Here is a 21,952-nt window from a genome sequence, read left to right on the forward strand (position 1 = left end):
AGTACTAAATAAGTCCGATAATTGGGAATCGTTGCCCTAGTCCGATACCTCGCGTCCAGCGCTCTGGATCGAACCCCAGGTCCGGTTTCGTTCGAGGATGACCCAGTAGCGCCGCAGTTCGGCTTCCGCCGCCCGGTGGTCGGGGTAATGGTCGCCGACGAGAAGCCAGAACCGCTTTGAGTGGTTCTGCTCGCGGAGGTGGGCAGCCTCGTGGACGACGATGTACTCGCGCAGAGGGTCAGGGAGGGCTATGGTGCGCAGGTTGATGTTCAGGTTGCCGAGTGACGAGCAACTCCCCCATCTGGTCTTCTGCAGTCTCACCGCGATCTGTCCCTGCCTCCGGCCGGTAAGGTCCGTGTAGGCCTCCAGCCGGTCCAGGACCTCCTCCTTCAACACCCCGGAGAGGCTTCTCCGGAGACCGGGGACGGATGGGCAGGCGACGGCCCCGCGAGCTTCGTCGACCACAAACCGCTCGCCCGGGACCAGGCGGTAGTACCGCCCGTGCAGGAGGAGCCGGTCCTCCCTCCCGCGCCCTTCGGCGGCCAGCCGGTCAAATTCCCCGCGCCGCTCCTCGATCCAGGCCGCGTTGCGCTGCAGGAACCCCGTGACATCAAACGACGGGGGGGCGACCACCCGGAGGGTCCCATCCGGCCGCACCTGGAGGCGGGCAGACCGCACTGCCTTCCGGACGACGGTCGTGCCCTCCGGGACGCTCCCTTCTCTTCCCTGGTTCATGGTACCAGTACTTGGACGGCTGCGAGAAATATCCCGCGATCCGGCACGCTCCTATATCTGATGACACTAAAGAAGTAGGGTAGGGCCCCCGCTCACGGGAGAGCGGGTGCAAAAGGTGGCTCATGAGCGAGAAAGAACTCAAGATCGGCGACATAGCGCACCTCACCGGGATCTCCGAACAGGACGTCCGGACTCTCGTCCAGACCTACAACAGCCTCTTTACCTATCGGACTATCGGCCCGGTCAGGCTTTTTCCGCAGAAGGCGGTCAGAGTTGTCCGGGGACTCGTAGAACTCTCTGGAAGGGGCCTCACGTCCGAAGAGATCGTCGGAGAGGTCCGCTCCGGCAGGAGATCGACTGCGCCGGAAGAACCAGCGGAGGAGATCGGCCAGACCGACGTCCCACTCCCGGCTGAGGTGGTGCTCGACATCCGGGTGATGCAGGAGACGCTGGCCAGGCAGGAGCGCCGGATCGCGCGCCTCGCCGGTGAGCTCGAGCGGGAACAGGAACTGAGGAGAGAGGAGACCGGACAACTTCAGCAGGCCCTCGACCGTCTGCAGGAACGGCTCGACGGGCAGCAGGAAGAACTTGCAGTCGTCGCGGAATGGGTGGCCTACTTTGATCAGCAGATGGACGAGGTCTCCCGCCCGGTGCTTGAACGGGTCCGGCGAACCTTCGGGAAGAAGAACGCTCCTTGATCAGCCGGCCGGTCGCTCAGGCTGACAGGACAGCGGTTCCCACCCTCGTCGCCGGAAGTGGCTACGGTTGCAGCAGTCTCCCCGGGACCGGTCGGCTGCCGGGCGCATGGTTTCGGCCGTTCACCACGCCTATGTATTATTGGTAACAAAATATAGCACTCAATAGTATAAAATTAGCAAAATTTATATGCGATCCCTGTTATGGGCATGCGAGGTGATCGAGATCTACCAGCAGAAGATGGCCACAGTATTGACCGTTGCCATTCAGGTCCTTGTCATTGCCGGGTTTGTTGCCTGCATCGTCGTCGGACCCCAGGATCGGCCGTCTCCCATAGTTTCGCCGGATAACGAAACCCGGCATGTGGATTACCGGCCAGAGAGTACCTCGCCGGCTGCATACCCCATCGTCGGCCACCAGTTTGAGGGCAGGCCGGTGAGCATCCTGCCGGGCATCGGGGAGATTGGCCGCCCCGGAGAGAACACCATCTCTTTTTCAGTGTAAGGTCGCTCCCCCTAGCCCATCATGATCTGTATAACTGTCGGATACCTGTTCATGGTGGCGTATACAAGAGGTTTCGCTATCCAGAGCCTCCCGCCGTGCACCCTCCTGAGGGGGCTGATCTCCTGGAGGCGCTGGAGGGCCTGCACCGCAGCCTCATCCGTGAGGAAGAAACTGTCAGGGACCGAGGGGTCGAAGTAGAAGAGGATCGGAAGCCGAAGTCGCCTCTGCAGCTCCCCCGGGAGGGCCTGCTTCAGCCGGAGGAGGACATCCCGGTCGAACTTGTGCTCGCTCCCGCCCTTCGTGACGGACGATGGATGTTCCTCCGAGAGGAGCCTGGAGAGGCGTTTGCGCTCTACAACGACGCCGTCGTTGATCCTGCCGATCTCAAGCCGCATCCACCGTAAGAGGGTCGACTCGTCGCTCACTGATGGTCGTTCGGGCATATTACGCACTCCGGTGATGACCCGTTCCCGGCCGGGGTACCCATCCGTCATCGTCATACGGTATATACCTCTCTGGCCCCCGGGGGTCCTCCAGAACCCGGGAGGTCTTCCCAAACTGTCGGAATAACGACGTGATTTCGTTTGTCCGGGTCAAATACGGCTGATCTCCGGAATCCCATTCCTCCCGTCATCCGGGCGAAAGTATATGTATTATCGCTCACAATCCTGCGTCTTTGGTGTGATCCTTCATGGAACGCGATATGGCGCACGACAGATACCCCCGACAGCATGCCCGTGCCCGGAAGGTGTTGCCCTGTGCCCTGCTGCTTGCCTGCCTGGCCCTCTTCCTCACAGTCGTTCCAGTAGGCCTCATCGGCGCACCCCTGGGACGTGGACAGCCTGACCCCGCTATCGTGGAGATTATCGGGGAGATCAACGAATCCGAACTCTGGAACACGACGTACGACCTGCAGGCGTTCCCGACCCGGGAGTTCGGGTCGGAGGGTAACCGGGAAGCAGGGGAGTACCTTTACGCCAGGCTTGCTGATATCCCCGGGCTCGAGGTGGAGAAACAGGGGGGTGAACTCAACAACGTCATTGCCACGCTCCCCGGGAGCGGCAACACCTCCGGCGAGGTTGTCATCGTGGGGGCACACTACGACAGCACGTCGTCGGACCCGGCTCGGGCGCCCGGGGCTACCGATAACGCGTGCGGGGTTGCGATTGTCCTGGAACTCGCCCGGGTAATGAGCGGGCATTCGTTTGACCGGACGGTGCAGTTCGCGCTCTGGAACGCCGAAGAGGATGGTTCGTACGGCAGCGCCGACTATGCGGCGCGCGCCGCGGATACGGGGGTCCCGGTGGTGCTCTACCTCAACTACGACTCGGCCTGCTACGACCCGGAGAACCGCTCCGTCCTCGATATCATGTCTGACGAGCGTTCTGCCGATATTGCGGCGCTCATGGCGGACCACAACACCCTCTACGCCACAAACTTCACCCTGACCCGGAACAACCATACCTGCGCCTCAGATTATATACCCTTCCGGGCACGGGGATTCCCGGCCGTGATGACGCACTCCGAGGACCACGGTCCGGCCCATACCCCGGACGACACCATCAACCACGTATCGTTCGACTACGCAAAGAGGAATGCCCGGCTCGGCCTCTCGGTGCTCGCGAAGGTGGCCGGGCTCCGGGATGACGGAAAGGATGCCGCCATCCCGAAGGCCCCGTCCGCTGTGTAACCGTTGTGCTGTATCCCGCCGGCACGCTCCGTGGATGGGCTCGCTCCCGCGTGGGGAACAGTACCCGGGGTCGGCAAGTTTGCTGCCGCCGCCCCTGTGCGGGCTCTGTAGATGGTGATTGGTTGACAAAAAGGAGTTTTAACTATATTTTTATTGACCCGCCCCACACTACACAATGCATGATCGGTTCAAGCGGGCATGACGGTATAGACTGGAACGAAGTCTGGCGCTCCCGGATGGAGACGAGTACCGCCCTGAAGCGGAACAGAGGGTGTTCGGACTTCTGGGACAATCGTGAACGGGCGAAAAAACGTGCAACCCCCTCTGCCGGGGACGACTGTGAACGGGTCCGCTGGGTCACCTCCTCTCTTCCGGTCACCCCGGGGTCCCGTGTCCTCGACATCGGGGCCGGCACGGGCGCGATCGCGATCCCCCTCGCCCTGCGGGCGGCGGCGGTCACCGCGGTCGAACCGGCGCAGGCGATGCGGGATGTGATGGAGCGGGCGGTCAGGGAAGCCGGGATTGACAATATTACCGTCGTGGGGAGGCACTGGGAGGAGACCGACCTGCAGCGCGACCTCGATGCGCCGTACGATATCGTCTTTGCGTCATTCTCTCTCGGTATGCCCAACCTGAAAGAAGCGATCGAGAGGATGAACGAAGTCTGCTCGGGGACCGTTGCCGTCTTCCATTTCGCCGGGCTGCCCTACTGGGAGCAGATCATGCTCGAGATCTGGCCACGCCTTCACGGGGTGCCGTATTTCCCGGGGCCGAAGGCAGACGTCATCTTCAACCTCCTCTACCGTATGGGGATCTATCCGAATGTCTCGGTCTCCTCGGATGAGCACAGGCTCATTGTCCCTGATCTCGATGCCGGGGTGGACGCACTCAGGGGGAGACTCCTCGTCGGGACCCCGGAGCAGGAGGATATCCTCAGGGAGTATCTTGCCGCCCGCCTTGTCCGGGAAGACGGTGGGCTGGTGCTCAGGCACCGGGTGCACCGTGCCTGCATCAGGTGGGAACCGCACCGCTCGGGAGGCGTATGAGCCACCTCAAAGATCACGCCCGGATACGTGCCGCCATACTATTCGCCTGAGCAACTCCCTGCGCAGGCGGGATGAGCGTCGCAGATTCAGGGCCCGCGGACAGGGAGTCCGGTTGCCGGTGTTATTCATCGCGCAGGACGGAACAGATGCGTTCCGGAGGCTGCCCGTACCTTCCGGTCCGGCGATTGAAGCCTGCCATCGTTCCGGGTGAGGTCCGGGACTCCTCTCAAGCGCCGGAAAACCCGGGTCTTTGAGCATATTGGTGTGAAGAGGTGAGTACGCTTTTATATGGTCGAGACCAACGTTAAAAAAATATGAAAGATTCTGATATCCTGATGAACCCAAACGATCTGGTCTGTTTTCTCAAGAAGGATCCGGCGGAGTTTACCCGGGAGGATATTATCAGGTTCTGCGAGGCGAATCGGATTGAGATGGTCAACTTCCGCTACGCCGCCGAAGATGGCAAGCTCAAGACCCTCAACTTCGTCATCTCCTCAAAGGAGCACCTCGACACCATCCTCTCGGATGGTGAACGCGTCGACGGCAGCAACCTCTTCTCGTTTATCGAGGCGGGGAGCAGCGACCTCTATGTGATCCCACGCTACCGGACGGCTTTCGTGAACCCATTTGCCGAGGTGCCGACGCTCGAGTTCCTCTGCTCGTTCTACGACAACGACGGCAAACCGCTCGCGAGCTCGCCTGAGTACGTGCTCCGCAAGGCAGACGAGGAGTTCACCCGCCGGACCGGCTGCACGTTCAAGACCCTTGGCGAGCTCGAGTACTACGTCATCAGCCCGCGAGATGATCTCTACCCCGGCCGCGACCAGAAGGGTTACCACTCGGCGGAACCCTTCGTCAAGTTTGCGGACCTGCGGGATGAGGCGATGCGTCTCGTCGCCCGGGCCGGCGGCAGGATCAAGTACGGCCACTCGGAGGTCGGGTGCTTCTGCAACGGCGACACCTACTACGAGCAGCACGAGATTGAGTTCCTGCCGATGCCGGTCGAGCAGGCGGTCGAGCAGGTGATCATCGCCAAGTGGATCCTGCGGATGCTCGGCAACCAGTACGGCGTCGAGATCAGTTTCGCCCCGAAGATCACCGTCGGCAAGGCCGGGAGCGGCATGCACTTCCATATGCTCGCCGAGAAGGACGGCCGGAACCTGATGGTCGAGGACGGCAGATTAAGCCCGATGGCCCGGAAGATGATCGCCGGCATCCTCGACGCCTCCGGCGCCCTGACCGCCTTCGGGAACAGCATCCCGACCTCCTATCTCCGTCTCGTCCCCCACCAGGAGGCGCCGACGACGATCTGCTGGGGCGACCGCAACCGCTCGGTCGTGGTCCGCGTGCCCCTCGGCTGGATCGGCGCCGACGGCATGACCCATGATGCCAATCCCTGTGAGGACCGCTGCCGGGAGGAACGGCCGTCGAAGCAGACGTTCGAGTACCGGGTCGCCGACGGTTCGGCCGACCCCTACCTGATTGTCGCCGGTCTTGTCGTGGCGTCGCTACACGGGATCGAGATGCCCGGTGCGCTTGACGCGGCTGAGCGGCTCTACGTCAGCGGAAACATCTTCCGGCCCGAGTTCAGGGAGCGTCTCGCAGAACTCAACCAGCTCCCTGCCTCCTGTGTCGAGTCGGCCGAGGCGCTCGAGGCGAAGCGGGAGATCTTCGAGGAGAACGGTATCTTCCCGGTGGGCATGATCGAGAGCCGGATCTCCACCCTGAAGGCCTTTAATGACCGGGGGTTAAGCGAGAGGCTCTACGGCAACAACGAAGCGATCCGGGAACTGGTCGAGCAGTACATCCACGTTGCGTGAGGGCCGGTCTTCTCGGCTCCCAGAATACTTTTTCAACGGCCGGCTTCGACTGTATGTTTCCCGGGTACCCGGCGCCGGGACGATCCTGTTATCGATAATACGCGACACGCTCCGGGACGAGCATGGTTCAGCAGGTGTTCAGGCTTATCCAGGCAGTGCACGAGCACCCTCGCAGAACGAGGAGCCCATCTGGCCCTCACCCTCTCCTGGTCCCGGCACCCCCGGGTTGGGTGGGTGTGCGGAGTTCCTCTCACCGGGAGGTGTGGCATGGGCAAGTTATTATTAGGAGGGCATCCAGAGGAGGTGGCTCCCCGGCGTGGGACAGAGCCCCCGGCAGGCGGAGGAGGCAGCCTCTCACTATCCGTGGAGGTCGTGCAGAACCGCGAGGGCCCGCGCACGTCCGGGTGATGGAGGAATGCGTATGAAAGGTGAAGCAGAAAAGAGGATGGCAGAAGAATCTGGACCGGTCACGTTTACGTGCTACCGTATTACCCCGGGAGAGAGGGAGGGTGCCCCCGAGGAGGGCATGAACACCTACAGTGTCGTGGTGTTGCTGCCCGACGGGGAGGTCAAACACCAGGTCGTCTGGGCCCGGGCTCCTGAGGATATCGGTGACGCGATCCGGGTCCCACCCGGCTCAAGGGTGATCATGACCGAGATGAAGAGTGCTCTCGTCTGGGACAGCCAGGCGGTTCAGGCGGAAGAGGCGGCTGTGGAGGCCGCGCCGACCCCGTGACTTTTTTGGCGAACGGTCGTTGGTTATCCGTCGGGGTCGGATGTTGTGGAGGGCGCGTCGCGGGCTGTCTCTGGACAACTCTGCAACAACGTGCCTAAATTGGATATTATGTCTTTTTGATACCGAGTATCATGGAGGCCACTCCAAGCAAGGAGACTCCGATGATTGCGAGCGTGACGATGTTGAAGTTATCGGATATGATAGGCAGATTCCCGAAGAAATATCCTGCCAGGATGAAACTTAAGACCCACAATACTCCTCCGAACACATTAAATATGATAAACCTGGAGTAGTCCATCCTTCCTGTTCCTGCCAGAAACGGTGCCAGGGTCCGGACAAATGGAATGAATCTGGCTATAACTATGGTCTTCCCACCATATTCCTTGAAGTATGATTCTGTTCGTTCGATATGGTGTCGTTTTATGAGGGGGATGCCTCTTGAAAGAAACCGGGTGCCAAACGCCCTTCCAATTCCAAAATTCACTGTATCCCCCGCAATCGCTGCCAGAGCCAGTAGTGTGAGGGAGAGGAGGACGTTGAGGTCTCCGTGTGCGGAGGCCGCGCCTACGAGGAAGAGAAGCGAATCGCCCGGGAGGTAAGGGGCGATGACGACCCCCGTCTCGAGGAATATTATAAGGAAGAGAAAGAAGTACACGAATAACCCGTACTCCTCTATAATGAGAGGCAGGAAGGTATCGAAGTGTATGACAACATCGATAAGATATCCTATTTGCTCAAACATTCACTCTCTCTTTACGCCCATACCCAAAATCTTTGCTGTGCCGATGTAACCTGGTTCTGATTGAGGCTATCCTGGAATCGCGGATGGGTATTGAGAATAGGTCTGCCCGGAGACCGGATGGCCCTTCAATCCCGCAGGTTAAATGATGGGCAGCCGTCCACTCAAACCATGGATCGATCCCCCGACAGCCAGCCCGATGCGATACCGGCGGTCACTGATATAACAACGGCGTATGGTCAGGTCCGTCTCATATGGGTTCACCATGCATCGGGACCGAAGGTGCGGAGAATTATCCTTCCCGGCACCCCACGATCCGGTGCGGTGACGATCGAGGGCATGCCTTCCGTTCAAGAACCCCGCGAAAAAGGCATCCAGACGCTGATCGCCGGGATACGGTCATTTCTTGCGGGGGATGACGTGTTGTTCGACATCGACCTGCTCGACCTGGACCGGTGCCCGTCCTTCCGGCGGCGCGTGCTCCTCGCCGAATACGGCATACCCCGGGGGTACGTCAGCACCTATGGGCGCATCGCCCGGTATCTCGAGAATCCCGGCGCTGCACGAGCGGTCGGCAATGCACTCGCCATGAATCCGTTTCCCCTCGTCATCCCCTGCCACCGCGCCCTGCGGTCGGACGGGCGGCTGGGTGGGTTTCAGGCCGGCCTGGACATGAAGCGGGGACTGCTTGAGATGGAGGGTGTCAGGTTTCGGGAGGATGGCCGGGTGTTCATGGAACATATGTGGTACTGAAGCCGCGACAGGTATTGCAGCATTTCGTGCGGTCTTTTGTGACAAACCTGATGCTCTCCTGCGCAGCCTGGTGCAGGGAGAGGTATATGTGGGATCGCGTCCACCCCGGGCGGGGTGATCAGATGGTAAATGTTACCCAGCAGATGGCGAAAGATACGGAGTACAGTGCGGTCAACCTGATGGCGGATGCCGGGGTGGACGCAGGGCGATGGAGCCGGATACCGGACGATGCGACGATCAAAAAGACAGTTGCAGCGATTGAGGCACGGAACATAAGGGTGATCCTGATGGATTCGGCAGAGGAAGCGCTCCGGACGGTCGTTGACCTGCTGCCCGAAGGGGCCGAGATCATGAACGGTACCTCGACGACCCTGGTCGAGATCGGGTTTGACCGGGTGCTCAAGGAGAACCGGAAGGGCTGGCGGGATTATCACGCGGTCGTCACGGCCGAGAACGATGAGAAGAAGCGCCACGCGCTCCGCCGCAAAAGCGTGGCCGCCGATTACTTCCTCTCCGGAGTCCAGGCGATCGCCGAGTCGGGCGAGGTGGTGGGGTGCGACAAGACCGGGAGCCGGATGGGGGCGTGGCCTCACGCAGCGGCCCACCTCATCCTCGTCTCCGGGGCGAACAAGATCGTGCCGACGCTCGACGAGGCGCTCCGGCGGTGCTGGGAGTACGCCCTGCCCCTTGAGAATCAGCGTGCCAGGCGCGTCTACGGCACCGGGAGTGCCATCGGCAAGTACGTTATCCTCAACGACGAGGTTGAGGATGGGAGGATAACCCTGGTCCTGGTCCGGGAACAGCTCGGCTACTGAACCGGACGGCGGGACTCAGCTCCGGAAAGCCCGGGTCCGGCCGGAGGCCCCCCTCCCTCATTCGATATGTTCGAAGTCGATGAAACCCCTGTATGGGTCTGTCGCCAGCAGGCGGACCCGTACCCTCTGGCCGACCCTGAGACCGTGCTCGCCCAGCACGATTCTTCCTTCGGCCGGCGGGGCGATCAGCCTGACATACGTCCCCTTCTCCGAGGCTCCGGTGACGAATGCCTCAAACGAGTCGCCTATCCTCTCCCGGAGCAGGACTGCGGCCGCCGCCTTCCGGACGAAGCGTTCGACCTTCTGGGACGATTTCTCCCGGTCAGTCAGCCTGACGGCGAGGTCGTCAAGTTCAAAAGGCGTGTAGGGAGGATAGCGCTCCCCGTCAATGACTGATTTTATCAGCCGCTGGATGATGAGGTCAACGTAGCGCCGGTTCGGGGCAGTGCCATGGGTGTAGTCGGTGACGGCGAGGGCGAAGTGGCCGACCGGGACGTCGCCCGGCTGGAACGCCACATACTCGCCCGCCCCCATCAGTTTCACCACGGTCAGGGAGAGGTCGGGGAAGCGGTCGGGGTCGGCCGCCTTCTGCCGGATGAGAAACGCGGTGAGCGCCTCCGCGTCAGGCTCGATGGGCAGAGTCTCGCCACGCTCCGCCGCCTCCCTCACGATCCCCTCCCAGTTCTTTGGTGTGCGGACGACCCGGTGGATCATGGCAAGGCCAGCGTCGTTCAGGAACGCTGTCACGCTGCCGTTCGCTGCAACCATGAACTCCTCGATCAGGCATCGCGCGCGGTTCTGCTGCTGGATGACGAGGCCCAGGACCCGGCCGTCCGCCACGACGGGCTCGGCCTCGATCGTCTCGAGGGCAAGCGCTCCCCGCTCCGTCCGGCGCTTTTTGAGGAGCATGGCCGCCTCGTTCTGGAGAAGGATCTGCCTCTCCAGTCCCGGTGTCTCCCTGACCGTCCGGGGGATAGGGCCGGTCCCTTCCAGCCAGTCGCCGATCTCCTCGTAGACGAGTTTTGCCCGGTTCGTGACGATCGCCCGGTAGATCTCGCCGGGCCTCGTGCTCCCATCCGGGAGGACGGTGTATTCGATGACGACTGCCATCCGGTCTTGGCCTGGGAGGAGCGACGTGATGCCCGCCGAGAGGCGGTCGGGCAGCATCGGGAAGGTCTCGACGCCGGTGTAGACCGATGTCCCGTTATGGCCGGCATGCCGATCCGTCTCCGATTCTTTCGGGACGTAGGCGTCGACGTCGGCGATTGCAACCCTGACCCGGATCTCCCCGTTCGGCTCTTCTTCGCAGACTTCTATCTGATCGAGGTCCTTTGAATCGTGGTTATCGATCGACGACCAGAGGAGCGATCGGAGGTCGCGAGGGTCGCTGAGGGTATCCGGAAAGACGTTTGCGGTAAGAGCGCCGACTTCCCGGAGGACGGACGGCGGAAACCCGGGGATAAAGCCGTACTGATCCATCGCCGCCCATGCGATGGCGTTCAGGTCGACGTGGGGATGGTTCTGCATCTTGTGATGGTTCGTTTGCGGGTATAATATGGCTTGTGAACGCTCCCGCGCCAACAGTCTGCCCGATGATCCCGGCCGTTCCTTTGGAAATATAGCGACCTCATGTATGTCTGTATTTATTCTCCGGTTCATATATCCGTCTATAGTTTATATTCAAAATTGCTATACTCGCCATGGAGTAACAGTATAGAACTGGTAATCCGATGCTTGACTTTACCTTGATCCTCATCGTGGGCATTATCATCATCGCGCTTTTCTTCGACTTCACAAACGGCTTTCACGATTCGGCAAACTCTATCTCGACTGTCGTCTCGACAAAGGTTCTCTCCCCGAGAGACGCCGTGATATTTGCCGCCTTTTTCAATTTTATCGCGGCCTTCGGGTTCGGTGTCGCAGTTGCGAGTACCATCAGTAAGATCATCAAACTCGATTTCATCGACACATCGGTCATCCCCTTTGTCGTGCTCTGCGGCCTAATCGGGGCGATCGTCTGGAACGTCATAACGTGGTACTCCGGTCTCCCGACATCCTCATCGCATGCGCTCATCGGTGGACTGATGGGTGGGGGCATAGCCGCGGCCGGGGTTGCGGCAATTAAAATCTCGACCGTCCAGACCATTGTCATCTTCATGGTTCTGTCGCCTATCGTCGGGTTTGTGATCAGCTTACTGTTTATGACCGTAGTGCTTCGCTTCTCCCGGGACACCGCACGACCGGTAGCCGAACGATACTTCAAGCGTCTCCAGCTCCTGTCAGCGGCGGCGTACAGTTTCAGCCACGGAACCAACGACGCACAGAAGACTATGGGAATCATTACTCCGCTCCTGTTTTCCATCGGCTACTTCGGGGCGGGCGTCGACCCGAACCATCTGCCGGTCCCGATCTGGGTGATCCTGATCGCACATGCGGCGATCGCGCTCGGCACACTCTTTGGGGGATGGCGGATCGTGAAGACGATGGGCTACGGGATCACGAGGCTCCGGCCGATCCATGGGTTCACGGCGGAGACGGCGGGGGCCGCAACGATTATCGGTGCTTCCGCTGTGGGGATTCCTGTAAGCACGACGCATATCATATCTTCTTCCATCATGGGCGTCGGTGTTACCAAAGGGGTGAAATTTGTGAAATGGGGCGTTGCGCGCCGGATAGTCACGGCGTGGATCCTCACGATACCGCTCAGCGCATTGATCGGGTTTCTGGCATTCTCGGCACTTCACCTGGCGCGATTGGTCTGAAGTCGCGAAGACGATTGTCAGGCACGGCTGACTGAGACCATCGGCATCTCCCGGCTGATCGGGCGGGCCGCGGATCCCCCTCTCACAGCCTGCTGCAGGCGGTCCGGTTCCACCCGTCGGGGCGGCAGGGAAGTACCGGTTCGGCTGGTCCGGTAGAGGTCACGCCCCCAGAGCACCACCAGCGCTGCCGGCAGTTCAAGGTTTGTTCTGGGGCGTCGTCATGCCGCTGGAATCTGGAAAAATGGGGCCGAACCTCCCCGGCAATCAGTTTTTAAAACTGTGGATCGGCGCGGGAATCCGCCCGCCGCGGTTTATGAAGTCAGCGCAGCCGAATCTATTCACCTGCTGGACCGGTGCATGGCCTAACAGCCCGCCGAACTCGACGGTGTCGCCGACATCCTTTCCTATCACCGGGATCAGCCGAACGGCGGTCGTCTTCTGGTTGATCATCCCGATTGCGGCCTCATCTGCGATGATACCGGATATGGTCGAGGCGGGTGTGTCGCCCGGAATTGCGATCATATCGAGGCCGACTGAGCAGACGCAGGTCATCGCCTCGAGCTTTTCGAGCGTGAGGGCGCCGCGGTTCACCGCATCGATCATCCCCTGGTCCTCGCTGACCGGGATGAATGCACCCGAAAGTCCGCCGACAGAGGAACTCGCCATGATCCCTCCCTTCTTCACCTGGTCATTTAAGAGAGCAAGAGCGGCCGTCGTCCCTGGTGCACCGACCGACTCGAGCCCCATCTCCTCGAGGATCCCGGCGACACTGTCCCCGATGGACGGCGTGGGGGCGAGAGAGAGGTCCACGATCCCGAACGGGATCCCAAGTCTCTCCGATGCCTCCTGGGCGACGAGCTGCCCTGCGCGGGTGACCTTGAAGGCCGTCCTCTTGACCGTCTCGCAGAGAACCTCGAAGTTCTTCCCCCGGACACCCTCGAGTGCATGCTTGATGACTCCCGGGCCGCTTACGCCCACGTTAATAATTGCATCAGCCTCGGAGACACCGTGAAAAGCCCCGGCCATGAACGGGTTGTCGTCAGGGGCGTTGCAGAGGACGACCAGCTTCGCACAGCCAAGAGAGTTATTCTCCTTCGTCGCCTCGGCTGTCTCCCGTACAATCTCTCCCATCAGTTTTACGGCATCCATGTTGATCCCGGTCTTCGTCGAGCCGATGTTTACCGAGCTGCAGACCCTCTCAGTCGAGGCGAGAGCCGCCGGGATTGAGCGGATGAGCGCTTCTTCGTTCGAGGTCATTCCCTTCGAGACGATCGCCGAGTATCCCCCGAGGAAGTTGACCCCCGTATCCCTTGCGGCCCGATCAAGCGTCTTTGCAACCGTTACAAAATCCTCCGGGGACCTGCAGGCCCGCCCGCCGACAAGTGCGATGGGGGTTACTGATATCCTCTTGTTTACAATCGGGATCCCGTACTCGAGTTCAATCTCTCTCCCGGTCGAGACGAGATCCTTTGCCAGCCGGGTGATTTTGTCGTATATATTCCTGTTTAAGGCATCGAGATCGGAGTCGCAGCAGTCAAGGAGGCTGATGCCGAGCGTGATGGTTCTCACGTCGAGCTTCTCCTGCTCGATCATCTTGTTCGTCTCGTTTACCTCGAAGATAGTGATCATAATACCCCTCAGATACGGTGCATTTTCGTAAAAATGTCCTCCCGCTGGCACCGGACTTTAACGCCGATATCATCGCCGAGGTCTTCAAGTTCGATCACCATTTCGGCATACGGTTTTGTTGATCCGCTGGTATCGACGATCATCATCATATTGAAGTACCCCTGCACGATCGTCTGCGAGATATCCTCAACATTGACCTGGTTTTCGGCAAGATACGTGCAGATCTTCGCGATGATCCCCACTGCATCCTTTCCGACGACGGTGATGATTGTCTTGCTCATGCTCTCTCCTGTCCTTGTGCTGGTTATTGATTGAATGTGCCGGTGATTCAAGGTTTGCCGGGGAGCATCGTCGCAAGATCGTTCACCCGCAGAGCCCTGACCGCGGAGCGGTGTTATCCGGCTTCTTCCGGTGCCCGCCGGGCCCGCCCGAAGACGATCGCGAGAAGGAGGAAGACGGCCCGGGCCGCCGTTCTTCTGAACAGGCGATGGTGCCGGGTGAAGCGTTCATGCACCATAATTCAATCCCTCTGCGGCTGTAGCTGTGGGGGATCGGGTGCCCTGTAGGAGGGCCTGCCTGTTCTGCGGAGCGGCGCTCGTACGTGAGGGCGGGTCCGTGTAAGTCAACTCGCGTTGACTTAGAAGAGGGGTGTCGGTGCTATGTCAACATAGGTTGACGTAGCCTTCCCTGTGGTATCTCAAAATACTGGAGGCTCATACCACCTGCTTGTGAAGAAGTACAGCAGAGAGGACCAGATGACGATGGCAACCTGGGCTGCGGACTGCGCCGAGCGGGTGCTCCCGCTCTTTGAAGAGGCCTATCCCGGGGATGACCGGCCGCGCAAGGCCATCGAAGCGTGCCGGACGTGGGTCCGGACGGGCGTGTTCAGGATGGCCGAGATCCGCGGGGCTTCGCTTGGGGCTCATGCCGCTGCCCGCGATGCGAAAGAGAACGACGCGGCCTGTTTTGCTGCCCGTGCCGCGGGTCAGGCGGTAGCGACCGCGCACGTTCCCCAGCATGCCTATGGGGCGGCCTACTATGCGCTTAAAGCCGTCGCGGCTGCGGACCCGGCCGGTGCTGCGGCTAAGGCTGCCGCGGAGCGGGAGTGGCAGGCGGGAAGGCTTGCCGAGGGGCTGAGAGAGGAGATCATGGGCAGGATTGCCGTTCAGGTACGCAGGGGCGGGGTCTCTATCAAACTGTGGAAGGGCGAGGGGTTTTGATGAGGGTGGTGAGCCGTGGGTCTCGCGTGTGCCCTGCCTGCGGCCTCCCCTTCACATATGGTACGGGTCCGGCTCCCCGATGGAGCGGTACATCGCCGTGCGGAGTGCGCCTTCCCTTGGGTCCTGCAGATGAACCCCCATCTGGTTTGGGATGTATGCGTAGCCGATCCCGGCGTGCGGGTCGGCAAAACCAAAGGAGCCCCCGGAACCGGGGGCTCCAAAGGAGGTCGGATGGCCAAAGGGGTTCTCAGGGTCCGGCTTCATAAAGCCGAGCGAGAACCGGATCTCCACCTTCATGCACTCGTCACGAAACCCGTGGACCGGCGGGACCGCAGGTGCCATCAGGCACCGGAGCGTCTCCTCACGTAGTCCGAGTTCTCTTCCCCCGGTTGCGAAGACACTGTAGGCCCGAGCCATGGCCCGGGCTGTTCCGACACCTCCCCCTGCGGGCACCTCCAGGTTCCGGGCGTAAATGTGTTCTCTATCCCCCTCCGGCAGCTCCGACCCCAGCAGGCACCTGCGGAAGCGTGAGCGCGGGTTCATCGCGGAGAGCACGAGCGGGAGAGGCATCGTGAAGAGCATCGCCGCCATGTTGCGTGGCCGTTCAAGCGGTGCCAGCCGGGAGTTCGGGATCTCTTCCGGCAGCCGGATGTAGAAGTCGAGTTCCAGCGGATCGGCGATCTCCTCCTGGAAGAACTGTCCCAGACTTCGGTGTTCCGGATCGACCCGACGGAGCAGTTCGCTCTCGTAGAACCCGAGGGTGATGCCGTGGTAAGCCTGGCGCGTTCCCGGCTCCCAGGCCGGTTTCTGCCGCGCGAGTACGACCGCCAGCCTGTCGAGGTCCGCGACGAGGCTCCTGTCCAGCCGCTCGTCCAGGGCGAAGAGCCCGGCCTGATGCGAAAGCAGCTGCCGAATCGTGATCTCCCTCTTGCCCTGTCGGGCAAACTCCGGCCAGTACGCGCTCACACGCTCGTCGTAGCTAAAGAGGCCCCGCGAATGAGCGAGCGCCATAGCGAGGCCGGCCATGCCCTTCGTTGTGGAGAAGACCAGGGCCATCGTGTCTTTCTCCCACGGTTCGCCCATCGCCCTGTTCCGGATGCCGCCCCAGAGGTCGACAACTTTTTCCCCGCGATAGTATACGCAACAGGCTGCTCCAAGCTCCCCGCGGCGCCGGAAATTCTCTATAAACGTCTCCCGCACCGCCTCAAACCCCGGCCTGACAAACCCTCCTACGGCGTTATCATCCATTCGAGCCTCCACACCCTCCTCTCCTCCCGTTGCTAAATTGGTTCTGCAATTCCTCCATCGGAGATCAGGTCTCTGTAACTTCCTCCTCTGCTTGTTGTTAGGACTTGTTCTTCAGAATGACCGAGACCCGCGGGGGCTTCGCTTGGGGCTCATGCCGCTGCCCGCGATGCGAAGGAACATGACGCGCCCTGCTTTGCTCTGCCCGCACCGCGGGCTTGGCGGTGGCGACCGCACACGTCCCCCAGCACGCCTACGGGGCGGCCTACTATGTGCTCAAAGCCGTCGTGGCGGCGGACCCGGCCGGTGCTGATCGCGGCAACCACCCCCTAGACCAACCCTCGTCTCCTGCCTTCGCCCCGTCTCTTCACCCCACCTCCCGCAGATCCCTCCGCACCTGCCGCCGCATGTACCACTCCATCACTACGCCCAGGGCATGGTAGACCAGGTTGACCGGCACATCCACAAAGTAGCGCCTCCCCTTCCCGGCCCAGTAGGCGTGTTCCGCGGGAGCTGATTCGCCCAGTTTATCGCAGGGCGACCTCCCGATATGGAGCGCCATTACGTCGAACAATCCCGGCTTTGCCCGCGCTTCCCTCTGGAGTGCGGCAAGAAAGGCCTCTGCCACCGCCTGCAACTCCCGTTCGTTCTCCCGCACCCGGTGGGCAGGGAGAGGGCCCATGGTCACGTTGGAGGTGACCCCCACCCGGGCGGCAACCTCCGGTTCACCGCTGCCTCCTCCTGGAGAATCTCGCGGATCCGCTCGGCTGCGCGGTAGGTGTTTGCCTTCCGGGCGCTGCCCATGATGACCAGGACCTTTATGGGCCGATCTTCCATGTAACAATAAAGTATATATCTCATACATAGGTTTTCTCCCCTGGCGCTGACAGGCATGTGCGGCTACAGGGGGAAAAAGGAGCAGAAAATATGTGGAATGCAAAACGAGGTGCCCGAAAATGGTCCCAGTATTCTGGCGCGTTTGAATCCGTCCGGGTCAACGTACCCCGACATGGTCAGTCCGGCTCCATCAGAAAACCCGGTGACCAGATGGACGAAGAGTTCCGGTGCGGTGCTCATCGCGACGTGCTGTTGCCTGGGTATGCCAATGATCCTGCTGTTCGGTAACGCCGCATGCACCGCCTCTGTACTGGCCCTGAGATGTTCCGGGCTGTTCTCGCCCTGCAGGAGCATGATGGGAGCATTCAGGTTCTCAAAGCGCGAGGGCTCCAGAACGTAATCCTCGTCCGCGAACTCCCGCGGAATGGTGTGCGCCGCTGCCATCGGGGCTGCTCAGGCGGGCTCCTTTCACAGCATAGCGATAAAGATAATTGATTGCCTGGGGGGGTAGTTGGGCCGCCAAGGCAAAAAGTTTTTCTTGTCAGGCTGATATTCCAACCGCAGAGGGGGGAACGTATTTGAGACATTATATTCTGTTCGCATTCATAGTGGCCCTGTTAGTGGGACACGGCCTTGCACAGGATGCGGAGGCGGGGTGACATGGAGACATTTCGCCAGGCGTTACAACAGAACGGATTCATATGGAGGATCTACCTTGAAGAGACGACAAAAACCGGGCCGTCCTACCCGGAGGCCGTGCACGATTGGGCTATAACGTTCGGCCCGGAGAGTTAAAGGAGCCAGGATATTGAGGCCGATCCCCTGGAGGTAGTGTATGAAGAGGGGAAAAAGCACCGCAATGGATCAGTATGTCCATGACCTGCAGCATGCTCCAGACTGGAGGGACCGAGAAGCCGCAGCAGCTTTCTTGGGAAAACTTAAGGACGATGAGTCCTTGCATGCTTTAATCGCTGCGTTATGTGGTGATTCTGATTCAGATGTCCGGATTTCTGCTGCCCGGGCGTTAGCGGAACGAGGAGACCCGCAGGCGACCGAGTCGTTTATTTCTGCGTTTAATAACGCTCTTGAATGTGGTGATGTTGCGGATGCAGAATTTAAAGAATATGCACAGACCCTGGGAAGACTCAAGGATAAACGAGCTATTTCTACTCTGATCATCGGTCTATCTAGCGAGAGGCCGGAGGCCCGGGAAATAGTTCGGGATATCCTGCTCAAAGAGGTTGGCACAGATGCCGTATCATCGCTTATTGACGCGCTGGATAACCCGGATTTCCGGATTCTCATGGGGGCGGCCTCCATCCTATCGAGAATGGGTTACAGGGTTACCCCGCCGCTCCTGAAGGCTCTTGTTTCTCCTCATCCCTCCGTCAGGATGGGTGCCGCCATGGCGCTCGGTGATCTCAAAGCGGAAGAAGCGGTTCAGTCGCTGGTGGCAGCTCTCAAGGACGAGGATCTCCAGGTCGTACAGGAAGCGGCAAAGGCACTGGGTCAGATCGGGCTGCCAAGTGTCGCCCTGCTGGTCGAAGGTTTGGCTGATCCCGACTTTCATGTCCGCCTTGAGGCCACGAGAACGCTCGGTCTCATCGATTTTGAAGAGGCATTTAAGGATGCGGACTGGAGTAGAACTATAACTGCTGCGATTGATGGCTTGCTGCCGGTAACGACGGATCAGGATCTGGATATACGAAAAGAGGCACTCCTGTCACTGGGGACCTTGGGGGGGATATTATCCAGGGATGGTATTTCTCATCGTGATCACTCCCTTGCCCTGGATGTTCTGGACGCCTTAACCGGGACGCTTTCGGATGAGGACGTCCGGGTAAGGGCATGGGCTGCAAAGGCACTTGGGCTCTATGGGACTGACGAGTGTGTTGCACCTTTGCGTGAATTGCTCCAGGGGCAGGATGTGCTGGTGAAGGAAGCGGCAGCAGATGCGCTCATGATGATCCCCAAACAGGAGGCTGTTGATACTATTATTGGTGGACTGGAGGATCCTGAGCCGGAAGTGCGGCGCGTTGTCGCCTCCTCCCTTGGACGCTCTTTGCGTAAGTCTCTCGAACAACCTCCAAGAAAATTACCGGCTCGGAGTCAACCTGTAAAAGCACTCAACTATATGAGAGTCCCGGGATCCGTTTCTACAATCACCTCAACTCTTGCGAAACGTGCGGATGATCCCAATGAACACGTGCGAAGGGAAGTACGTTTAGGTCTCGCAATGTTTGAGCGTGCTCTCCCTGGGGATCGAGGCCCGGTCAGGATGCACTGTGCTCCCGCTCCGGCACCTGCTGTGTTGCTCCCCTCATCCCAACCGGATCATACGGAAGAGAAAGAATCGCCGGTCGATACGGTCATCGAGACCGCTGTGACCGGCCCGACTGAACCCCGATATGCGGATGTTGCATTCTTTGATGATGATCAGGTACGTCAGATCGCGACAGGAGAACCGTTAGTGCGATCCGAATGGTATCGCTTGCAGGTAACTGTCAAAACCAAACCTGCCGGTGTGCCGCCAACGGTTGGTGAACGTCGGCCTATCGAGGAGCCAAAGCGTGACCGCCCGGTGACGATAATGGTCGTAGCAGAGGGGGATGATTTCGATATCGAGGAGAATGTACAGACATTCATACTTCCTCCCTCCGGGGATATTGCTGATCCCGCCTGGTTCCGGGTACAACCAAAAAAAGAGACAACGGACTCGAAAGATTTGGCAAAGATCTCCTTGCGCCTGTTATGCGATTTCTTCTATCTTGAGAAGATTACCATACAGGCTGAGGTCATCGAAAAGAGAGATGAACCCCCTACTTCCAAGCTAGGTCTCGATAAAACGATTTCAATACAGTACGATCAGTTCGAACAGGAACCGCCGGATATGGCCGATATCCTTCCCCGGGACATGACTATCATCATTAAAAAAGTGGCCGATAAATATTTGCTGAGATTTTTATTTTACAATAACATAAAACAGAAAATTGAGTTTTCAGCACCTCTTCGCCTTGATGAAGCGGCTCTGGAAAATGAGCTTATCATGGTGAGAACCCTCTGGTCCGAGATTGTAATGGATAAGACGTTCCTTCAGGAACTTACGTGCGATGAAGACGATTTCCGGAAGCACATCCGCAAATTGGCAGAGGAGGGAAGCAGGTTATGGAGTATGCTGTTCAGATATGATACTAACAGCGCTCTCTTTTACATAGGCAACTGGTTGGAAGAACATCCCTTGCCCAGAGACAGCACCATCCAGATTATACCTGATGACAAAGATTCAGCAGACTTCGTCTTTCCATGGGCACTGCTTTATGACCGAAAGGTGGAGGACGACAGAGATCCCGATCCAATGGACTTCTGGGGTCTCCGCTACTGTATAGAGCAGCGCGTGATCGATAAGCCCTCTACAGGTGACAATCCGGTCTATCTTGAGAAACTCAGACTCTGTTTTATGCTTTGGGACCAGTTCCCAAACAGCAAAGAGCATATACAGTTGTTCCATGATCTTTCTGATACAACCGGCCGTATCGAAGAAACATTACCTATCACTGACGCCAATGTATGCATCAGACAGTTGAAATCCGATTGGGACATTCTCTACTTCTTTACACATGGTCATACAAAACCCCGAAAAACAATTGTCGGTTTGGAGGATTACCTCCAATTGTTCATCAGTAAGTATAAAAGTTACGCGAAGACCGATCCTCGAAAGAGGATTTTTGAGGATTTATACTGGGCGCTCACATCCGGGCAATATGAAAAGGATAGATCCTGGATAGAGCTCGCCTGCGGCAAGCTTTATCTCGACAAATTATATGCCGATAAGGATTGGACACTGAAAAAAACCCGGCCGATCGTCTTCCTGAACATGTGTGAATCGGCTCAGGTTGTCCCTACCCTGAAAGAAAGCTTCATTCATGTATTTCTTAACAGGGGGGCATCGTGCGTGATTGGAACGGAATGCCCCATGGCTGCTGTATTCGCCTGTCCGTTTGCAAAACAGTTCTTTAAAGATCTATTAGGGGGTGACAGTGTCGGGAAGGCTGTTTTAGGGGCGTCTCGCTACTTCATGGAGAGGAAAAATCCCCTTGGCCTTGCGTATACTGTTTATGGTTCGGTCATGCATTCCTTCAAGCCTCTACCGATACAACGGCCGGCAGAAACAGGTTCTGCGGATCAGCCTTCAGGCAATGGTTGAGATATGTGAATGAAAGCCTTGAGTTGTGGGAGTAACCTTATGAAAAATTTAGAGGAAGCGGCTAAACCGGCGGTTGAACAACTTCTTCGTAAAGATGAAGATCAGTTGTATAAAGAGCTCGGAATGCGTACAAAGGCGCTCGCTCAGGATCCATACCTGATGACAGGATCATTTGATCTTGAAGTTACATACGATATGGCAGTAATGGGACCAATGGATGAAATTCGCCAGTTCGGTCAACGGTTGTTCGATAGATGGACTGTGGAGGCACATAAACTCCTCTGCGGAACGGAAGCGGAAGATGAGGAGGATCGCAAAAAACTCGGAAACGAGTTAGGTATTAGTGACATAGCAGTCGGAGCGCTACTGGCCGGAGTTCTGGTTTCACACCTGGGTATAGCGGCGGCCTTGGCAGCAGTTGTTGCTGCTATCATTGTCAAGCGGTTCTTCCGTCCTACGTACGAAGAGTTTTGTAAAGCGTGGACGAAAAATCTGCCAGAGGAGTGACTTCATCTCGGATT

The 21,952-nt window shown here is 58.9% G+C and carries 25 protein-coding genes; 14 read left to right on the top strand and 11 right to left on the bottom strand.

The annotated features are described in order from the left end of the window. Positions 1 to 36: 36 nt before the first annotated feature. Entirely contained in the window at positions 37 to 735 is a 699-nt protein-coding gene (locus tag BP846_RS01965) for a M48 family metallopeptidase (protein WP_292392367.1), read from the bottom strand. 122 nt (positions 736 to 857) lie between these two features. Between BP846_RS01965 and BP846_RS01970 the strand changes: the two genes are divergently transcribed. Continuing rightward, on the top strand, positions 858 to 1,433 hold the full coding sequence (locus BP846_RS01970; protein WP_292392369.1) for a hypothetical protein: 576 nt from the start codon (positions 858 to 860) through the stop codon (positions 1,431 to 1,433). Positions 1,434 to 1,647: 214 nt separating this feature from the next. Beyond that, entirely contained in the window at positions 1,648 to 1,935 is a 288-nt protein-coding gene (locus BP846_RS01975) for a hypothetical protein (protein WP_292392370.1), read from the top strand. Positions 1,936 to 1,946: 11 nt separating this feature from the next. On the opposite strand, the gene BP846_RS01980 is transcribed toward BP846_RS01975, so the two are convergent. Continuing rightward, positions 1,947 to 2,435 carry a DUF61 family protein gene (locus BP846_RS01980; protein ID WP_292392371.1) on the bottom strand — a complete coding sequence of 163 codons (489 nt, stop codon included), beginning with the start codon at positions 2,433 to 2,435 and terminating at the stop codon, positions 1,947 to 1,949. Between the two features lie 191 nt (positions 2,436 to 2,626). Between BP846_RS01980 and BP846_RS01985 the strand changes: the two genes are divergently transcribed. From BP846_RS01985 to BP846_RS02000, 4 genes are all read left to right on the top strand, one after another. After that, the gene (locus tag BP846_RS01985; protein WP_292392372.1) at positions 2,627 to 3,625 is read left to right on the top strand and encodes a M28 family metallopeptidase; all 999 of its coding nucleotides are present in this window, start codon (positions 2,627 to 2,629) and stop codon (positions 3,623 to 3,625) included. 179 nt (positions 3,626 to 3,804) lie between these two features. Next, complete coding sequence (locus BP846_RS01990) at positions 3,805 to 4,671, top strand: class I SAM-dependent methyltransferase (RefSeq protein ID WP_292392373.1); 867 nt, start codon at positions 3,805 to 3,807, stop codon at positions 4,669 to 4,671. A 314-nt stretch (positions 4,672 to 4,985) separates the two neighbouring features. Then, positions 4,986 to 6,491 carry a glutamine synthetase family protein gene (locus tag BP846_RS01995; protein WP_292392374.1) on the top strand — a complete coding sequence of 502 codons (1,506 nt, stop codon included), beginning with the start codon at positions 4,986 to 4,988 and terminating at the stop codon, positions 6,489 to 6,491. Positions 6,492 to 6,912: 421 nt separating this feature from the next. Then, positions 6,913 to 7,227, top strand: a complete 315-nt coding sequence (locus BP846_RS02000; RefSeq protein ID WP_292392375.1) for a hypothetical protein — start codon at positions 6,913 to 6,915, stop codon at positions 7,225 to 7,227. Positions 7,228 to 7,333: 106 nt separating this feature from the next. On the opposite strand, the gene BP846_RS02005 is transcribed toward BP846_RS02000, so the two are convergent. Beyond that, positions 7,334 to 7,969, bottom strand: a complete 636-nt coding sequence (locus tag BP846_RS02005) for a VTT domain-containing protein (protein ID WP_292392376.1) — start codon at positions 7,967 to 7,969, stop codon at positions 7,334 to 7,336. A 321-nt stretch (positions 7,970 to 8,290) separates the two neighbouring features. On the opposite strand from BP846_RS02005, the gene BP846_RS02010 reads away from it, so the two are divergent. Together BP846_RS02010 and BP846_RS02015 are read left to right on the top strand one after the other, a co-directional pair. Further along, complete coding sequence (locus tag BP846_RS02010; RefSeq protein WP_292392377.1) at positions 8,291 to 8,719, top strand: MGMT family protein; 429 nt, start codon at positions 8,291 to 8,293, stop codon at positions 8,717 to 8,719. Between the two features lie 122 nt (positions 8,720 to 8,841). Then, positions 8,842 to 9,534, top strand: a complete 693-nt coding sequence (locus BP846_RS02015; protein WP_292392378.1) for a lactate utilization protein — start codon at positions 8,842 to 8,844, stop codon at positions 9,532 to 9,534. Positions 9,535 to 9,591: 57 nt separating this feature from the next. Here the strand turns inward: BP846_RS02015 and BP846_RS02020 are convergent, their stop codons facing one another. Beyond that, on the bottom strand, positions 9,592 to 11,061 hold the full coding sequence (locus BP846_RS02020) for an RNB domain-containing ribonuclease (RefSeq protein ID WP_292392379.1): 1,470 nt from the start codon (positions 11,059 to 11,061) through the stop codon (positions 9,592 to 9,594). Positions 11,062 to 11,264: 203 nt separating this feature from the next. Here BP846_RS02020 and BP846_RS02025 point away from each other — a divergent pair, with 203 nt between their 5' ends. After that, a complete protein-coding gene (locus BP846_RS02025) occupies positions 11,265 to 12,296 on the top strand; it encodes an inorganic phosphate transporter (protein WP_292392380.1) in 1,032 nt (343 codons plus the stop codon). Positions 12,297 to 12,560: 264 nt separating this feature from the next. Here the strand turns inward: BP846_RS02025 and BP846_RS02030 are convergent, their stop codons facing one another. From BP846_RS02030 to BP846_RS02040, 3 genes are all read right to left on the bottom strand, one after another. Beyond that, on the bottom strand, positions 12,561 to 13,925 hold the full coding sequence (locus tag BP846_RS02030) for a PFL family protein (RefSeq protein WP_292392381.1): 1,365 nt from the start codon (positions 13,923 to 13,925) through the stop codon (positions 12,561 to 12,563). An 8-nt stretch (positions 13,926 to 13,933) separates the two neighbouring features. Then, complete coding sequence (locus BP846_RS02035; RefSeq protein WP_292392382.1) at positions 13,934 to 14,206, bottom strand: ACT domain-containing protein; 273 nt, start codon at positions 14,204 to 14,206, stop codon at positions 13,934 to 13,936. A gap of 113 nt (positions 14,207 to 14,319) precedes the next feature. Next, a complete protein-coding gene (locus BP846_RS02040; RefSeq protein WP_292392383.1) occupies positions 14,320 to 14,442 on the bottom strand; it encodes a hypothetical protein in 123 nt (40 codons plus the stop codon). Between the two features lie 211 nt (positions 14,443 to 14,653). Here BP846_RS02040 and BP846_RS02045 point away from each other — a divergent pair, with 211 nt between their 5' ends. Continuing rightward, the gene (locus tag BP846_RS02045; RefSeq protein WP_292392384.1) at positions 14,654 to 15,145 is read left to right on the top strand and encodes a putative immunity protein; all 492 of its coding nucleotides are present in this window, start codon (positions 14,654 to 14,656) and stop codon (positions 15,143 to 15,145) included. Between the two features lie 51 nt (positions 15,146 to 15,196). Here BP846_RS02045 and BP846_RS02050 read toward each other — a convergent pair whose 3' ends face one another. Continuing rightward, positions 15,197 to 16,393: a serine hydrolase domain-containing protein gene (locus BP846_RS02050; protein ID WP_292392385.1), complete on the bottom strand. Its 1,197-nt coding sequence runs from the start codon at positions 16,391 to 16,393 to the stop codon at positions 15,197 to 15,199. 221 nt (positions 16,394 to 16,614) lie between these two features. On the opposite strand from BP846_RS02050, the gene BP846_RS13050 reads away from it, so the two are divergent. Then, positions 16,615 to 16,833 carry a hypothetical protein gene (locus tag BP846_RS13050; RefSeq protein WP_349680746.1) on the top strand — a complete coding sequence of 73 codons (219 nt, stop codon included), beginning with the start codon at positions 16,615 to 16,617 and terminating at the stop codon, positions 16,831 to 16,833. On the opposite strand, the gene BP846_RS02055 is transcribed toward BP846_RS13050, so the two are convergent. From BP846_RS02055 to BP846_RS02065, 3 genes are all read right to left on the bottom strand, one after another. Further along, on the bottom strand, positions 16,758 to 17,096 hold the full coding sequence (locus tag BP846_RS02055; protein WP_292392386.1) for a hypothetical protein: 339 nt from the start codon (positions 17,094 to 17,096) through the stop codon (positions 16,758 to 16,760). The genes BP846_RS13050 and BP846_RS02055 overlap by 76 nt on opposite strands. After that, complete coding sequence (locus tag BP846_RS02060; RefSeq protein ID WP_292392387.1) at positions 17,075 to 17,227, bottom strand: hypothetical protein; 153 nt, start codon at positions 17,225 to 17,227, stop codon at positions 17,075 to 17,077. The genes BP846_RS02055 and BP846_RS02060 overlap by 22 nt, the downstream gene beginning before the upstream one ends. Positions 17,228 to 17,290: 63 nt before the next feature. Further along, complete coding sequence (locus BP846_RS02065) at positions 17,291 to 17,671, bottom strand: alpha/beta fold hydrolase (protein WP_292392388.1); 381 nt, start codon at positions 17,669 to 17,671, stop codon at positions 17,291 to 17,293. 216 nt (positions 17,672 to 17,887) lie between these two features. Between BP846_RS02065 and BP846_RS02070 the strand changes: the two genes are divergently transcribed. From BP846_RS02070 to BP846_RS02080, 3 genes are read left to right on the top strand one after another with little or no spacing between them, the layout of a single operon-like run. Beyond that, positions 17,888 to 18,022, top strand: a complete 135-nt coding sequence (locus tag BP846_RS02070) for a hypothetical protein (RefSeq protein WP_292392389.1) — start codon at positions 17,888 to 17,890, stop codon at positions 18,020 to 18,022. Between the two features lie 40 nt (positions 18,023 to 18,062). Then, on the top strand, positions 18,063 to 21,431 hold the full coding sequence (locus BP846_RS02075; RefSeq protein WP_292392390.1) for a HEAT repeat domain-containing protein: 3,369 nt from the start codon (positions 18,063 to 18,065) through the stop codon (positions 21,429 to 21,431). Positions 21,432 to 21,470: 39 nt separating this feature from the next. Continuing rightward, on the top strand, positions 21,471 to 21,938 hold the full coding sequence (locus BP846_RS02080; protein ID WP_292392391.1) for a hypothetical protein: 468 nt from the start codon (positions 21,471 to 21,473) through the stop codon (positions 21,936 to 21,938). Positions 21,939 to 21,952: the final 14 nt, after the last annotated feature.

Source organism: Methanoculleus sp. UBA303 (assembly GCA_002501655.1).
Classification (GTDB): domain Archaea; phylum Halobacteriota; class Methanomicrobia; order Methanomicrobiales; family Methanoculleaceae; genus Methanoculleus.

What these genes read in the sequence shown, in the direction of transcription:
- BP846_RS01965 (WP_292392367.1), bottom strand. Translation starts at nt 735, where the DNA reads ATGAACCAGGGAAGAGAAGGGAGCGTCCCGGAGGGCACGACCGTCGTC.
- BP846_RS01970 (WP_292392369.1), top strand. Translation starts at nt 858, where the DNA reads ATGAGCGAGAAAGAACTCAAGATCGGCGACATAGCGCACCTCACCGGG.
- BP846_RS01980 (WP_292392371.1), bottom strand. Translation starts at nt 2,435, where the DNA reads ATGACGATGACGGATGGGTACCCCGGCCGGGAACGGGTCATCACCGGA.
- BP846_RS01985 (WP_292392372.1), top strand. Translation starts at nt 2,627, where the DNA reads ATGGAACGCGATATGGCGCACGACAGATACCCCCGACAGCATGCCCGT.
- BP846_RS01990 (WP_292392373.1), top strand. Translation starts at nt 3,805, where the DNA reads ATGATCGGTTCAAGCGGGCATGACGGTATAGACTGGAACGAAGTCTGG.
- BP846_RS01995 (WP_292392374.1), top strand. Translation starts at nt 4,986, where the DNA reads ATGAAAGATTCTGATATCCTGATGAACCCAAACGATCTGGTCTGTTTT.
- BP846_RS02000 (WP_292392375.1), top strand. Translation starts at nt 6,913, where the DNA reads ATGAAAGGTGAAGCAGAAAAGAGGATGGCAGAAGAATCTGGACCGGTC.
- BP846_RS02005 (WP_292392376.1), bottom strand. Translation starts at nt 7,969, where the DNA reads ATGTTTGAGCAAATAGGATATCTTATCGATGTTGTCATACACTTCGAT.
- BP846_RS02015 (WP_292392378.1), top strand. Translation starts at nt 8,842, where the DNA reads ATGGTAAATGTTACCCAGCAGATGGCGAAAGATACGGAGTACAGTGCG.
- BP846_RS02020 (WP_292392379.1), bottom strand. Translation starts at nt 11,061, where the DNA reads ATGCAGAACCATCCCCACGTCGACCTGAACGCCATCGCATGGGCGGCG.
- BP846_RS02025 (WP_292392380.1), top strand. Translation starts at nt 11,265, where the DNA reads ATGCTTGACTTTACCTTGATCCTCATCGTGGGCATTATCATCATCGCG.
- BP846_RS02030 (WP_292392381.1), bottom strand. Translation starts at nt 13,925, where the DNA reads ATGATCACTATCTTCGAGGTAAACGAGACGAACAAGATGATCGAGCAG.
- BP846_RS02035 (WP_292392382.1), bottom strand. Translation starts at nt 14,206, where the DNA reads ATGAGCAAGACAATCATCACCGTCGTCGGAAAGGATGCAGTGGGGATC.
- BP846_RS02040 (WP_292392383.1), bottom strand. Translation starts at nt 14,442, where the DNA reads ATGGTGCATGAACGCTTCACCCGGCACCATCGCCTGTTCAGAAGAACG.
- BP846_RS02050 (WP_292392385.1), bottom strand. Translation starts at nt 16,393, where the DNA reads ATGGATGATAACGCCGTAGGAGGGTTTGTCAGGCCGGGGTTTGAGGCG.
- BP846_RS02060 (WP_292392387.1), bottom strand. Translation starts at nt 17,227, where the DNA reads ATGGAAGATCGGCCCATAAAGGTCCTGGTCATCATGGGCAGCGCCCGG.
- BP846_RS02065 (WP_292392388.1), bottom strand. Translation starts at nt 17,671, where the DNA reads ATGGCAGCGGCGCACACCATTCCGCGGGAGTTCGCGGACGAGGATTAC.
- BP846_RS02070 (WP_292392389.1), top strand. Translation starts at nt 17,888, where the DNA reads ATGGAGACATTTCGCCAGGCGTTACAACAGAACGGATTCATATGGAGG.
- BP846_RS02075 (WP_292392390.1), top strand. Translation starts at nt 18,063, where the DNA reads ATGAAGAGGGGAAAAAGCACCGCAATGGATCAGTATGTCCATGACCTG.
- BP846_RS02080 (WP_292392391.1), top strand. Translation starts at nt 21,471, where the DNA reads ATGAAAAATTTAGAGGAAGCGGCTAAACCGGCGGTTGAACAACTTCTT.